The 14,583-nt window shown below is 42.8% G+C and carries 9 protein-coding genes and 2 pseudogenes; 4 read left to right on the top strand and 7 right to left on the bottom strand.

Annotation, left to right across the window (positions count from 1 at the left end):
* Positions 1 to 95: 95 nt before the first annotated feature.
* Complete coding sequence (locus tag V7K48_RS11625) at positions 96 to 1,328, bottom strand: methionine gamma-lyase family protein (protein WP_335072509.1); 1,233 nt, start codon at positions 1,326 to 1,328, stop codon at positions 96 to 98.
* Between the two features lie 85 nt (positions 1,329 to 1,413).
* On the opposite strand from V7K48_RS11625, the gene V7K48_RS11620 reads away from it, so the two are divergent.
* The 3 genes from V7K48_RS11620 to V7K48_RS11610 all read left to right on the top strand — a co-directional run bounded on the left by V7K48_RS11620 (position 1,414) and on the right by V7K48_RS11610 (position 4,915).
* Positions 1,414 to 2,235 carry an acyl-CoA desaturase gene (locus tag V7K48_RS11620; protein WP_335072507.1) on the top strand — a complete coding sequence of 274 codons (822 nt, stop codon included), beginning with the start codon at positions 1,414 to 1,416 and terminating at the stop codon, positions 2,233 to 2,235.
* A gap of 330 nt (positions 2,236 to 2,565) precedes the next feature.
* Positions 2,566 to 3,618: a fatty acid desaturase gene (locus V7K48_RS11615; protein ID WP_335072505.1), complete on the top strand. Its 1,053-nt coding sequence runs from the start codon at positions 2,566 to 2,568 to the stop codon at positions 3,616 to 3,618.
* Positions 3,619 to 3,835: 217 nt separating this feature from the next.
* Positions 3,836 to 4,915, top strand: coding sequence for a fatty acid desaturase (locus V7K48_RS11610; RefSeq protein ID WP_335072503.1), 1,080 nt, complete (start codon positions 3,836 to 3,838; stop codon positions 4,913 to 4,915).
* A gap of 570 nt (positions 4,916 to 5,485) precedes the next feature.
* On the opposite strand, the gene V7K48_RS11605 is transcribed toward V7K48_RS11610, so the two are convergent.
* Positions 5,486 to 7,939 (bottom strand): ATP-dependent Clp protease ATP-binding subunit, encoded by a 2,454-nt coding sequence (locus V7K48_RS11605; protein WP_335072634.1) that lies wholly within the window; start codon positions 7,937 to 7,939, stop codon positions 5,486 to 5,488.
* 371 nt (positions 7,940 to 8,310) lie between these two features.
* On the opposite strand from V7K48_RS11605, the gene V7K48_RS11600 reads away from it, so the two are divergent.
* Complete coding sequence (locus V7K48_RS11600) at positions 8,311 to 8,607, top strand: DUF3288 family protein (RefSeq protein ID WP_334977024.1); 297 nt, start codon at positions 8,311 to 8,313, stop codon at positions 8,605 to 8,607.
* Positions 8,608 to 8,774: 167 nt separating this feature from the next.
* On the opposite strand, the gene V7K48_RS11595 is transcribed toward V7K48_RS11600, so the two are convergent.
* The 5 genes and pseudogenes from V7K48_RS11595 to V7K48_RS11575 all read right to left on the bottom strand — a co-directional run bounded on the left by V7K48_RS11595 (position 8,775) and on the right by V7K48_RS11575 (position 14,366).
* The gene (locus tag V7K48_RS11595) at positions 8,775 to 10,211 is read right to left on the bottom strand and encodes an ATP-binding protein (protein WP_335072501.1); all 1,437 of its coding nucleotides are present in this window, start codon (positions 10,209 to 10,211) and stop codon (positions 8,775 to 8,777) included.
* A gap of 34 nt (positions 10,212 to 10,245) precedes the next feature.
* Complete coding sequence (locus V7K48_RS11590; protein ID WP_442949433.1) at positions 10,246 to 10,494, bottom strand: sensor histidine kinase; 249 nt, start codon at positions 10,492 to 10,494, stop codon at positions 10,246 to 10,248.
* Complete coding sequence (locus tag V7K48_RS11585) at positions 10,495 to 11,505, bottom strand: GAF domain-containing sensor histidine kinase (protein ID WP_335072497.1); 1,011 nt, start codon at positions 11,503 to 11,505, stop codon at positions 10,495 to 10,497.
* Between the two features lie 8 nt (positions 11,506 to 11,513).
* Positions 11,514 to 13,481, bottom strand: a pseudogene (locus tag V7K48_RS11580) (ATP-binding protein).
* A 78-nt stretch (positions 13,482 to 13,559) separates the two neighbouring features.
* Positions 13,560 to 14,366 (bottom strand): annotated as a pseudogene (locus V7K48_RS11575) (serine/threonine protein kinase).
* Between the last annotated feature and the right edge of the window lie 217 nt (positions 14,367 to 14,583).

Raw genomic sequence — 14,583 nt, 5'->3', positions numbered from 1 at the left:
AGAATCACCTTGAACTTGTCACAAGATAAGTAATCCGATCGCTTTCACTAATTTCTCAATAAACCTCATGCAGTGCAGAATATCTGTTATGATAACTAGCTACACTTTCCAACTGCATCGATCGCAGCCTCTAATGCGATCGCCACATGAGTCCAATGAGTTCCCCCCTGGCAATAAACCACATACGGCGATCGCATTGGCCCATCTGCCGATAATTCCAAAGTACTCCCTTCAATAAATGTCCCCCCAGCCATGACTACCTGGCTCTCGTACCCCGGCATTTCATCTGGAACAGGGTCTAAGTAGGAACCTATAGGAGAATGCTGTTGTATGGCTTTACAGAAGGCAATTAGCTTTTCGGCAGAACCGAGTTTAATTGCCTGAATTACATCCCCACGGGGAGCCAGGGGTGCAGGATTTACTGGATAACCGAGTTTGTCAAATACATAACCAGTAAGATAAGTCCCTTTCATCGCCTCTCCGACCATTTGTGGAGCCAAAAATAATCCTTGAAACAGCAGGCGATTTTGGTCAAAAGTAGCACCGCCATAACTACCGATACCGGGAGCAGTGAGGCGACAGGCGGCTGCTTCTACTAAGTCGGCGCGACCGGCGACATAACCGCCAGCGCTAACAATGGTGCCACCAGGATTTTTAATCAATGAGCCTGCGATTAAATCAGCACCTACGGCTGTAGGTTCCCTGGTTTCAATAAATTCGCCGTAGCAGTTATCCACAAAGCAAACGGTGTTCGGGTTTTGCTGTTTGACTAAGTAGACGATTTTTTCAATATCGGCAATTGATAAACTCGGACGCCAAGAATAGCCACAAGAGCGCTGAATTAACACTAAACGCGTGTTTTCAGCCACATTAGTTCTTATTGCTTGCCAATTTATAGTTCCTTCGAGCGTTAGCTCCAATTGGCGGTAATTTATGCCAAACTCAATAAGGGAACCTTGACCTTGACCCCGTAAACCAATGACTTCTTCAAGCGTATCGTAGGGAGAACCAACCACTGCTAACATTTCATCTCCAGGACGAAGCACACCAAACAAAGCACAAGCGATCGCATGAGTTCCCGAAACAAACTGCACTCGCACGGCCGCTGCTTCCGAACCCATAACTTCGGCAAAAACTTTATCTAAAGTTTCTCGTCCTAAATCATCGTGACCATAGCCACTTACACCAGCAAAATGGTGTGCACCTACACGGTGATTACGAAAGCTATCCAGCACTCGTTTTAGATTATGCTTGACCTGAGTGTCAATTCCAGAAAAAATTTCTAATAGTGCCTGTTCTGCTTGCTGCAGCTGTTCTAAGCTGTTCATCAGTTCCTCGTTCAAAAAAAATTATAGATATGCGGATTTTTAGATCGCACAGACTAGGCTGGAAAATTCAAATTCAGGTTACTGCATGACAATTGCTACCTCAACTAAACCTCAAATTAACTGGGTCAATACCCTATTTTTCATTGGACTGCACATCGGCGCTTTGTTTGCTTTTGTTCCTGGTAACTTTAGCTGGACAGCAGTTGGTGTGGGTTTCTTGCTGTACTGGGTGACTGGTGGTTTAGGCGTTACTTTGGGATTTCACCGCCTTGTTACCCACCGTAGTTTTCAAACTCCCAAGTGGCTAGAGTATCTCCTGGTTTTCTTCGGCACACTCTCCTGTCAAGGAGGCCCAATTGAGTGGATAGGGACACATCGGATTCATCATTTAAACTCTGATACTGACCGTGATCCTCATGATTCTAATAAAGGCTTCTGGTGGAGCCACATGGATTGGCTAATTCATTATTGTCCAGCTCACGCTGATGTTCCTCGTTTCACCAAAGATATTGCCGAAGACCCAGTTTATCAGTTTTTAGAAAAATATTTCATTTTGATCCAGGTTGCTCTAGGTGCATTACTTTTGCTTCTGGGTGGCTGGCCTTTCGTTGTTTGGGGAATTTTTGTTCGCATTGTCTGGGTTTACCACTGCACTTGGTTGGTAAACAGCGCTACTCATAAATTTGGCTATCGGAGCTATGATTCTGGTGATAGATCGACTAATTGCTGGTGGGTAGCCGTACTAGTTTTCGGTGAAGGCTGGCATAATAACCATCATGCCTTTCAATACTCAGCTCGTCATGGGCTGGAATGGTGGGAAATCGATTTAACTTGGATGACTGTTCAATTGCTACAAGCAGTTGGTCTGGCTACTAATGTGAAGTTGGCCCCAATAAAAGCTAGTTAGGAGTTAGGAGTAGAGACGCGATTAATCGCGTCTGTTTAATGTGAATCAGGTGTCGAAATTCTTTATGTTGCCGTTGATTTTTCTCAAACCATAATTTTGAGACCCACAAATCCTTATGGAGCAAAGAGCGTTTCTAATTCACATCAGGCGTGAGTTAAGAATCTAAACTCTTAACTCATCACTCATAACTCCTCACTTCTCAAAAGTCTATATTACGGGTGCGCTTGTGTCGGTTAGGTTGCTATAATCCGAAGCGCTAATGTTAAGAAATTTTGCGGCAAGTTGCTTTTTGGTGACTTGGTGGAGGAGTTTGTTGTTTTTCAGGTGTTCATGACTACATCAATAATTAACAGCCAGAAACTAAGTGACGAGCCTGGTAATTCCGATCTAAGGCTCAAAGATATTGTCAAAACCCTGCCACGGGAATGTTTTCAGCAGAACCGTCGCAAAGCTTGGATACAAGTAATAATCAGTGTCTTGGCAGTTGCCTTGGGCTATTACAGCCTGATTATCACTCCTTGGTTTCTTTTGCCCCTAGCTTGGATTTTCACGGGTACTGCTTTAACAGGTTTTTTTGTAATTGCCCATGATTGTGGTCACAGGTCTTTTGCCAAACGTCGTTGGGTAAATGATTTGGTGGGGCATTTCTTCATGATGCCGTTAATTTACCCCTTTCATAGTTGGCGGATTAAGCATAATTATCACCATACTCATACCAATAAGCTGGATGAGGACAACGCTTGGCATCCAATCCAACCAGAAGTGTTTGAAAATTGGGATAAAACCCGGCAGTCTGCTTTTGAACTGTTCATGCGTAAACGCTTGTGGTGGGTAGGTTCCATTGGACATTGGGCTGTGGTGCATTTTGATTGGCGGAACTTCAAAACTAAAGACCAATCGAGTATCAAGCTTTCTGTGGCTGTAGTAGTTGTGTTTGCAGCGATCGCTTTCCCGATTCTCATCGCTACAACTGGTCTCTGGGGATTTGTCAAATTTTGGCTAGTGCCCTGGATGATTTACCATTTTTGGATGAGTACTTTTACTATTGTTCACCATACTGCCGTAGATGTTCCTTTTGTGACAGCGAACAAGTGGAACGAAACTTTAGCACAGCTATTTGGCACTATCCATTGCGATTATCCGCGTTGGATAGAAATCCTGTGCCACGATATCAATGTTCATGTCCCTCATCATATTTCCACTGCGATTCCTTCTTATAATTTGCGGCTAGCTTACAGCAGCATCAAAGAAAATTGGGGGACTTATTTGCATGATGAGTGTCAGTTTTCTTGGCCTTTAATGAAGCAGATTACAGACCAGTGTCAACTGTACACAACTGATGTTGGCTATAAGACTTTTAACGAATATTATACAAAGCGATAAATAGCGCTGTGATTGCACTTACGCTCTTGTACCAACGAGAGCATTTATCGTGCTGTGTTTAAATAAAAGCTGGCAATTCTTCACTGACTAAAATTTTAGGTAAATTGCCAGAAATTATCCAATTGGATGTTAGCGATCGCTAGTTTCATGGGCATCCTAAAGATGAGATTATCTTGTCTCAAATAAAGTTCCGATTTACATCCAACAAAAGAATCCAGTGCAATCAAATATTATCAGGTTCAAAAATCCTCTTGGCAGTGAAACGTCTGAGGATGCTACTAAATTACCTTTCACACTTGGGGATTTAAAAGCTGTAATTCCTGCTGAATGCTTTCAACCCAATGTGACAAAATCACTTTTTTACTTCTTTCGTGACATCCTGATTATCGGTTTGCTTTATGCAGTTGCTCATTACCTGGATTCTTGGTTTTTTTTCCCGATTTTCTGGTTAATGCAAGGAACGATGTTTTGGGCTTTGTTTGTAGTCGGACATGACTGCGGACACCAATCTTTTTCTAAGCATAAATGGCTCAATGATTTGATTGGACATCTTTCTCACATACCAATACTTGTTCCTTATCATGGTTGGCGGATTAGCCACAGAACCCATCACAAAAATACTGGCAATATTAATAACGATGAAAGCTGGTATCCTGTGACAGAATCAGAATACAAGGAGATGCCTTTAGCACAAAAGATAGTCCGATATTATGTTTTTCTATTGGCTTATCCTCTGTATCTGTTTAAGCGTTCTCCTAATAAGAAAGGTTCCCACTTTCTGCCCAGTAGTTCGCTTTTCAAACCATCGGAAAAATTGGATGTGATCATTAGTACTGTACTTTTGATTGGTATGGTAGGTTTGCTGGGTTTTCTTACCTACCAATGGGGTTGGATGTGGTTGCTGAAATATTACGCTGTACCCTACATTGTGTTCATAATTTGGCTAGATTTGGTAACATTCTTGCACCATACTGAGCCAGATCTTCCCTGGTATCGTGGAGAAGATTGGACTTTCCTCAAAGGTGCGATTTCTAGCATTGATCGTAATTATGGTTTGATCAATCATATCCATCACGATATCGGTACTCATGTTGCTCACCATATATTCCTTAACGTCCCTCACTACAATTTGCTGAAGGCAACTGAGGCAATAAAACCAGTGATGGGTGAGTATTTCCACAAATCGGAAGAACCAATTTGGAAGTCATTGTGGAATTCATCTATCAGCTGCCATTTTGTCCCTGATACTGGTAGTAAGGTTTACTACACATCCAACAGTAAGTTAACTAAAGGCTAAGACTCAAATTCCCGACTTCTTTAAAAAGTCGGGAATCTTGTATTTTCATCAGTGTTTTCTGACTAAGCTAATCACCATTTATTTTTCCAGAATGATTCGCTTGTAGTAAGCGGTTCCAGCCCTGCTTTTATGCGCTCATTAGCTTATTAACTGTTGAGTACTCCTTGATTAAAAGTCAGGACTTAGGCACAGGTAACGGAAAATCGTAGACGCATACTCCTACGGAGAAGCAAGCTACGCGTAGCGTCTGTCTGCGACACGTTGCGCGAACGTAGAGAAGCGGCTTGCCGCAGGCTACCGCAGAGGATACGGAGAAATAAGAGTTTCAGAGAGTTCTTGCGTAAGTCTTAAAAGTATTCGTCAGGGCTGCAACAATGCTAAGTGCAGTTTCAAAAATTTTGATGAGGGTATTTACTTGCATCAAAAAAACCCCCAGTATTTCTACTAGGGGTGAAAGATATAATACCATTTCACTTTATGTTTGTGAGAGATGCCCCTGCTAGTGCCTCTACTTAAATAAGAGACTAGGTGTTTCTCAAATATTACAGCAAAAAGTGAGCAGGTATAAAATTAGCTAACATTTGCCAAGAGTAATTCTCGTTTTTCTGATTTTTTTACTCTTACCTGAGAGTCATCATCAACATCGATAATCGCTGTGTCTCCATCTGTAATTTCACCAGACAGCATTGCTTCAGCGAGAGAATCTTCTAGGAGGCGCATAATTGCCCGGCGTAATGGTCTAGCACCGTAGCTGGGGTTATAGCCTTCTTGTACCACACGCTCTTTGAAGCGATCGCTAACTTCTAGGATAATTCCCTTTTCCGTCAAGCGGCTAGCAACATCGCGGAGCATAATTTCAGCGATTTGCTTAACTTCATCCTTGGAAAGCTGAGTGAAAACGATAATCTCATCGAGACGGTTGAGGAACTCAGGACGGAAGTAAGCTTTCAATTCCTCATTTACCAGGGTGCGGATGCGGTTGTAACTAGCATCGGCTTGAGTGTCGAAGTCAAAGCCTAAACCACTACCACCTTTTTCAATCACCTTGGAACCGATATTGGAAGTCAAAATGATCAGCGTGTTCTTAAAGTCCACTTTCCGACCTTTGGCATCGGTAAGATGACCGTCATCCAAGAGTTGCAGCAGCATATTGAATACATCAGGGTGAGCTTTTTCGATTTCATCGAATAGCAGCACTGTGTAAGGTTTCCGCCGCACAGCTTCTGTAAGTTGTCCGCCTTCGTCGTATCCCACATAACCCGGAGGCGAACCAATTAGCTTGGCGACAGTGTGGCTTTCCATGTATTCGGACATATCTAGCCGAATCATCGAGTCTTCCGAACCGAAGAAGTAGGCAGCTAGTGCCTTCGCCAATTCTGTTTTACCGACTCCAGTCGGGCCAGAGAAGATAAAGCTAGCAATGGGACGATTGGGATTTTTTAGTCCGACGCGGGCGCGACGGATACCGCGAGATACAGCCGAGACTGCTTGCTCTTGTCCGATCAGCCGCTGATGCAGAGTCTCTTCTAAGTGCAGGAGCAACTCTGATTCAGATTCAGTTAGCTTGTTGACTGGTACGCCAGTCCAAGAGGCAACGATTTGGGCGATGTCTTCTTCGTCAACCACGGTGGAGTTGACAGGTTGATCGTTTTGTGTAAACGTTGCTTGCAGTTGTTCTGCGAGTTCTAACTCTTGGTCACGCAGGCTTCCAGCTTTGTCAAAATCTTGAACTCTGACTGCTGCTTCTTTAGCTTTGGTAACACCAGCGAGTTCACGCTTGAGTTCTTTATTCGGAGAACTTTGAGAGTTCCGCAGACGAACGCGAGAACCAGCTTCATCAATCAAGTCTATTGCCTTGTCGGGCAAGAAGCGATCGCTAATATAGCGGTCTGATAACTGTGCTGCTGCTACAAGGGCCGCGTCCAAAATTGTGACTTTGTGGTGTTGTTCATAAGCACCACGCAAGCCGTAAAGAATTTGTACGGTTTCCTCTACTGAGGGTTCCCCAACCATAATCGGTTGGAAACGACGCTCTAGGGCGGCATCACGCTCGATATGCTTACGATATTCATCCAGGGTAGTTGCGCCGATGCACTGGAGTTCACCTCGGGCTAAGGCAGGTTTGAGAATGTTGGCTGCATCCAAGCCACCTTCTGTACCACCAGCGCCAACCAAGGTGTGAATTTCGTCAATCACCAAAATGATATTGCCTACAGTGCGGACTTCTTCCACGACTTTTTTGATGCGTTCTTCAAAATCGCCACGGAAGCGAGTTCCAGCTACCAATGACCCCATATCGAGGCTGATAACTTGCTTGCCTTGTAAGGTTTCAGGAACATCCTGGTTAATAATCCGTTGAGCTAGACCTTCTGCGATCGCAGTTTTACCAACTCCTGGTTCTCCAATCAACACTGGGTTATTCTTAGTGCGGCGACCGAGAATTTGGATCGCCCGCTCAATTTCCTTCTCGCGACCGACTACGGGGTCGAGTCTGCCTTCTTGTGCTAATTTGGTCAAATTCCGACCAAACTCTTCCATAGTTAACGGTTGGGTGCGCTTTTGACTACCACTACCAGCGAAAGCTGGTGCATTTTCACCTAAACGGCGAACTATGGCACTGCGGACACTTTTGAAGTCAACTCCTAGATTTTGCAGTACTTTGGCGGCGACACCTTCACCAGCCTCGGTCAATCCTAAGAGTAAGTGTTCAGTGTTAATGTAATTCTGTCCCAGACTATGAGCTTCTTTAAACGATTGCTCAAACAGGCTTTTCACCTTAGGGGTAAAAGGAATTTCTGGTGGTACAAAGCCAGAACCCCTACCAATAATTTTTTCTACCTCGCGACGTGCGTCTTTGAGGGTAACGCCTAATTCGGCCAGCACTTTAGCAGCAACCCCAGTTCCTTCTCCCATCAAACCCAGGAGAATTTGTTCAGTTCCTACAAAGTTATGTCCCAGGCGACGTGCTTCCTCCTGAGCTAGCATAATTACTCTAATGGCTTCGGAAGTGAAGTGTTCAAACATAGCGGGTTCTTGCTCCCTAGCTGCTTGGACTTTGGGTGAGATAAAATTCACCCTCATCTAAAGTTTTTTGTATTTTCTTAAGAACAATGTAACTTTATTTAAAGTTGAGTGGCAGTGGTGAGAGCCGTAAGACCTCAGGTGTAGTTGCCGTCTAATAGGAGTAAAGACGCGATTAATCGCGTCTGTACAGGAGTGATGAGTTAGGAGTTAGTAAGGAGTTCTCAATTTTACAATTAGCTTTTCAGTGTAGAAGATGATTTTCTTTTGCCTTTTCTGCTCCTCTGATCTGGGCTAAACTTAAAAATTAAGACTCAGCACTTCTAAGTCTTACTCTTAACTTTTAACTCCTAACTCCTAACTTCTAACTCACGATGACTGATGCACCCGCAGGGAAAGACCAACAACATCCTCTTTATAACCGCGATCGCCCCCTTATTGATATTTTACTCTCTCAAGAGGCGACAGACTATAACTTAGCAGAATTAGCTAGATTGCGAATGCGTTATCAAGGGTTTCCAGGGGCGAGAGACATCCAAAAAGACCTAAATAAAGTCTTGCAGCAGTGGGGTTTGACCGAAGCCGAGCTTTTTGAGAAAACTCGCAAAATTCACGATTTGGGGGGAATTTACAAAAGTCGCGGCAAGAAAGAGGAACAGGATTGGAATTAGGAAATGGGGCACAAGAGGCAGGGGGCAGGAGGCAGGGAGCAGGGAGCAGGGAGCAGGGAGCAGGGAGCAGGGAGCAGGGAGCAGGGAGCAGGGAGCAGACGGGAAAGAGGTAATTTTTATTCTCCCCTTTGCCCACTGCCCCCTGCTCCCCGGCTTCATCCAAACTCCTAACTCAGCACTGGAATGACGATCGCTAATTCTGTGCCTTTGCCTAACTCAGATATCACCGTCAGTTGCCCACCATGTTTTTCTTCCACAATCTGCCGGGAAATCGACAATCCTAAACCTGTACCTTTGCCTACTGGCTTGGTGGTAAATAAGTAACCAAACAGTTTTTGCTTGACATTTTCCGACATTCCCTCGCCATTGTCTTGAATTCGAATCAAGACGTGATGCCGATCTTCAGATAGTGTAGTAACAATTGTGATGCGATTGGGATTATCTTCGATTTGTTGAAAACTACGCCCTTTGTTAGATTCTTCCAAAGCATCAATGGCGTTGGCGATGAGATTCATAAACACTTGGTTGAGCTGCCCAGGAAAGCATTCTAATTGAGGTATTTCCCCGTAACTTTTGACTACATCAATTACAGGATGATGCTCATTGGCTTTTAATCGGTGTTTCAGGATGAGTAATGTACTTTCAATACCTTCATGAATATTAAAAGGAACTTTGCGATCGCTATCTCCCCTAGAGAAGGTGCGGAGACTGGCGCTAATTGCCCGGATGCGATCGCTACCTTCTTTCAGGGAAGAGATGAGTTTAGGCAAGTCTTCTTGCAGGTATTCTAAATCGATTGTGACGATCGCTGACTCAATTTCTGCTCCCGGATCTGGAAAGGTTTGCTGATAAAGGTCGATTAGTGCCAACAAGTCGTGAATATATTCCTGAGCAGGTTTCATATTGCCTGCAATAAAGTTAATCGGGTTATTAATCTCGTGGGCAATAGCTGTAACAAGGTTGCCCAGTGACGACATTTTTTCCTTTTCCACGAGACTGTATTGTGTCTGTTGCAGGTCGTGTAATGCTTGAGTTAACTGTGCTGCTTGTTGTTTTATAGTGATTAAATCGCGGTATGATCTTAAAGCCGCGATCGCACTTGTAATTAACTTTTGGCGAGTCAGTTCCACCTTCAGCTTATAATCATTGATGTCATAATTCAAAATCACTGATTCTTCAGGCGCATCTCCTGGTTGTCCTGTGCGTAAAATCACCCGCACAATCTGATTTTTCAACTCTTCCCGAATATACTTAACCACCCTTAACCCAGCATCATTAGTTTCCATCACCACATCTAATAAAATAAACGCGGTATCTGGGTGAACTAAAATTAGCTTTTTGGCTTCTGTTGCCGAAAAAGCCGAGAGAAAAGTTAAAGGTTTGCCCTCAAAGGTAAAACTTCTCAAAGCCAGCTTGGTTGCTTGATGGACTTCAACATCATCATCCACAATCATCATTTTCCAAGCTTTAGAAGTCTCTTGTCCCTGACTCTCTACCTCTAACAGAGTTAAGTGAGTTTTATCACTTATCTGCTCTTGTTCATCTTCAAACACGAAGACTTCATCATCTGTTGGTGAGAGAGATATATGGGTATCGTTAAACATTGTCAACCAACTTTGTTAAAAAGAACAAAAAAATTTAATAGTTTGTGGACAGAGGTAGTGTCACTGTAAATAGGGTTCCCTTTTCTACCTGACTGTGAACATGAATTGTCCCTTGTAGCTTTTGAGTGACTAAGTTGTAAACAATATGCAGACCTAAACCACTGCCTCCTTGTTGCCTAGCAGTGGTGAAGAAAGGCTCAAAAATTTTGTTTAAGTTTTCTGGTGGAATGCCGCAACCATCATCGCTATATTGAATCACAATACGCTCGCCTTCTCGCTTCACCTAAATACGCAACTGCCCTGATTCGTGAAGTTGATAGGCATGAGTTAAGGAATTCATCACTAAGTTGGTGAAAATTTGCGCCAAAGCCCCAGGATAGCTGTTGATGGTGACAGTTTCATCTCCTGTCACAGTCAGGGTATGGGAAGCTTGTTTGAGTTTGGGAGTTAAGCTGGTGATAATTTCTTCCAAATACTGCTTGACTAAAAATGTCCGGTGTTCCAAACTAGTCTGATCCACAGCTACTTGCTTGAAGCTTTGCACCAGTTCTCCGGCACGATTGAGGTTACTGAGAATCAGGTCAGTACTTTCTCTGGCAATCTCCAGATAGTTGTTTAAGACTGAACGCTTTAATTTACCTTGTTCGACAGCCGTAATAAACAAACGGGTTTCATCAGCCAGGGTAGAGGCGACAGTGATACTGGTGCCTACAGGAGTATTGATTTCATGAGCAACTCCAGCCACAAGACCACCTAAAGCCGCCATTTTCTCAGATTCCACCAGTTGCTTTTGGGTAGCTTTCAGGTCTTTTAGAGCTTGAGACAGTTCTTGAGTTCGTTCGGTTACCTTTAGTTCTAAGGTGTTGTAGAGGGTAGCATTTTCAATAGAGATAGCGGCTTGGGAAGATAGCAAATTCAGAATTTCCATCCGTTCTGGGGTGAACGCTCCAGTTGTGAGATTATTTTCCAAATAGACAATCCCGATCAATTTGCCTTGATTGAGGAGGGGAAAACTCAAGATAGATTTAGGTTGTTGTTGATGAATGTAAGAATCACGAGTGAAGTTACCTACATTAGCAGCGTCGCTTAACACAACACTATCTTTGGTACGAACAACGTAATCGATAATAGCATTAAATAATATTGTTTTACTGAAGGTTTCGATGGGGATAGCGTCTCTGACTTTAACTGCATCTGAGTCAATTGTTCCTGATGCTGCAATCTGCCATTCTCCCTGTTGGTTGAGAAGTAAATAACCCTTTTCTGCCCCAGCATTTTCGATAACGAGTGTCATTAATTTGGTCAGTAAAGTATCGAGCTTGTTTCTCGCCCCAGAATGTGGGAAGCTTTGAGGACGCTATTTAAGTCTAAGGAAGTTGATGGGGTGGTACTGCTAGTAGAGATGGTTTGAAAGGTTGAAAATTGAGAGTTTCTTTGGGCTTGGGTGAAAAATTGGGGATAGCATTTTTTTAAATCTGCTACTTTTGCTTTAGCTCCCCAGTGAGTGTAGGCATAACAGGCATTGAGTAGATAATCTTGGGCAATTCTGTCTTTGCCCCATTGGAAATAAAATCTGGCAGCGAGTTCATTGGCGATCGCTTGTTCGTTAAGATATTCATGAACTGTAGCTTTGGCGATCGCGCGATCGTACATCTCAATGGCCTCTGCTTTTTGCCCTAAGACACGATACCGTTCAGCTTCCACTAAATAAAGTTTGTGCAATATGTTCATCGGCGCGTGCTGCGCCCATTTCTGCATTTTGGCTTGATTGACTGTGACTTTTTCTAATAAGCCTTTTTGTGCAGACGGCAGCGCCTCAGAATATAAAGCTAAGGCTGTCAGAGAATCGTATAAATTGAAATGTGGTATCATTGTGCCTGCCATTACTGCATTTAGATACTTTTCCAACTCTTGGGCATTGGCTGCGGCTTGCGGGAAATCTTGGAAAAGATAGCACAGAACAAGCTTTGAAAAATATAAATGTGCCAGACCGTTGCGATCGCTAGCTTGCCGATGCCAAAATAGCATTTGCTCCTCCCGATAAGCTGCCCCACTTAAAAGACAAGTATTTTCAGTTGCCCCTAGCAGATTTAAGGTTAATTGCCAATAAATAGCTAGATACTTAACAGCGATTTTGTTTTGGACTTGAACAATTAAACCTTCTTGTAGTGCTGGTAATAAGTGGTCTAATACTTGCTTGACTGATTGCTGAGAAATAACTGCCAATGTGGATAAATCAAAGTTATTCCCAATACAAGCAGCTAACTGCAAATTTTTCTGAGTGCCTTCTGCCAGATTGACAATTTTTATTGTCATTAATTCCACAACATTATCAGTAATTTCCTTGGCTTGAATCTGCTCTAAATCCCAGCGCCACTGCTTTTTTGAATAATCCAAACTAAGTAGCATATCTGTATAGAGAGATTTCAAAAATTCAGTAATAAAGAAGGCATTACCCTGAGTTTTCTCGCAAACCAAATTAGTTAATGGCTGACTAAAGATGGTTGAACAGCCCAATGCTTCTGCAATTAAAGCATTCACATCTTTTGGAGTTAGGTTTTTTAAATGAATCTTGGATACAGATCCTCCCTCTTTCTCAATCTCATCTAAAGTCATCACCAATGGATGGATGGAATCTACTTCATTATCTCGATAGGCTCCGACGATGAGTAAATTTTGAATGTTGCGATCGCCTAAAATAATCTTGAGCAGTTTTAGCGAAGCACTATCTGCCCATTGCAAATCATCAATGAAGAAAACTAGCGGATGTTCAGCCTGACAAATAGCCTTGATAAAATTTTGAAAGACTAAATTAAAACGGTTTTGGGCTTCTTGCCCGCCTACCTGAGCTACAGAAAGTTGTTCACCAATCACCAATTTTAAATTGGGAATGACTTCAATTAAAACCTATCTGTTATTGCCGACAGCAGCTAATATTTTTTCTTGCCATTGTTTTAAAACTGATTCGCTTTCGGTCAATAATTGATTACATAGGTAATTGAACCCTTGAGAAATGGCGTAGTAGGGAATATTTTTTTGGTATTGGTCATATTTACCAGTAATAAAATTGCCGCGTTTGGCTGTAATGAGTTTATGAATCTCATTTACTAAAGCTGATTTGCCCACTCCAGAATAGCCTGCAACCAATATTAGTTCAGTAGTGCCATTGGTAATGCGATTGAAAGCCGCCAATAGCGTCTCAAGTTCTCTTACCCGTCCATAGAGTTTTTGCGGAATTATAAACCGATCACAGACATCCTGACTACCCAACGGAAAGACATCAATTTTGCCATTGGTTTGCAGTTGATGCAAGCATTGTTCTAAATCTGCCTGAATACCAGAAGCAGACTAATAGCGGTCTTCGGCATTTTTCGCCATCAGTTTCATCACAATATCACAAAGGACTTGGGGAATCTCTTCTCTGTCGCCTGTCCCCTGTTTCCTGTCCCTTAAAAGTGGTGGTTGTTTAGCAATATGGCAATGAATCAACGCTAGAGCATCATTCCCTTTAAACGGCACTTCTTTTGTTAGTAATTTATAAAAGGTCACTCCTAAAGAATAGAAATCGCTGCGATAGTCGATCGCCCGATTCATTCGACCTGTTTGCTCAGGAGAAACGTAAGTAATAGTGCCTTCTAGAATATTGAGATTTTTGAATGATTGGGTTTATCGTGACAGAACAGTAGAAATACCAAAATCGATGATTTTAAGTTGTTTGGTGTTGGGGTTAAAGACAATCTTTGAAGGGTTAATATCTTTGTGGATGATGTTAACAGCGTGAATTTGTCTAAGGCTTTCGACGATAGAACTACCTAACTGGAGAAACTGTTCTAACTCTATCTCTCCAGCTAGCTGCAATTGAGCTAAAGAACTACCGCCAAAATCTTCTAACACTAAGACTGGCCGTTGTTGGTGAATTTCCAAAGCGTAAATTTGGACAACTCCTGTGAGATGGAGATTGTGGATAATGTCATATTCACGCTGGTAACAAGCAATGAGTTCTGGCGAAGGATAAGCATCTCGCAGGGTTTTGAGAATTACAGGTTGGTTATCGGCTTCCCTGTAGCCTCGATATATTAGAGAATTACTGCTTTCACCGATTTGGTCAATAATTTGATAGCCGGAAAGCGTGAGTATAGTTTGGGTACTCCTCAAAAGTGGGTTAATGCTGTCCCAGTTACTTTGTTAACGATCGCCTGCTTGGATATTATCCTTTATTTCATCAAACTCATTCTTGATTGCGCGAACGATGAGTTAGTTAAACTTGAAAGAATATTAGTCAATGTGCTGCTGTATAGTTCCAGTTTCATCGGACTCCAGCCCAAGTTAGCGAGGCAACCATAATTGGTTTGATCCTCTTGCCATTCAGGGA

The organism is Nostoc sp., from assembly GCF_036919615.1.
Taxonomy (GTDB): domain Bacteria; phylum Cyanobacteriota; class Cyanobacteriia; order Cyanobacteriales; family Nostocaceae; genus Nostoc.
Note: the sequence above shows the minus strand (reverse complement) of the source record. Positions and strands in the feature narration are given on the sequence as shown.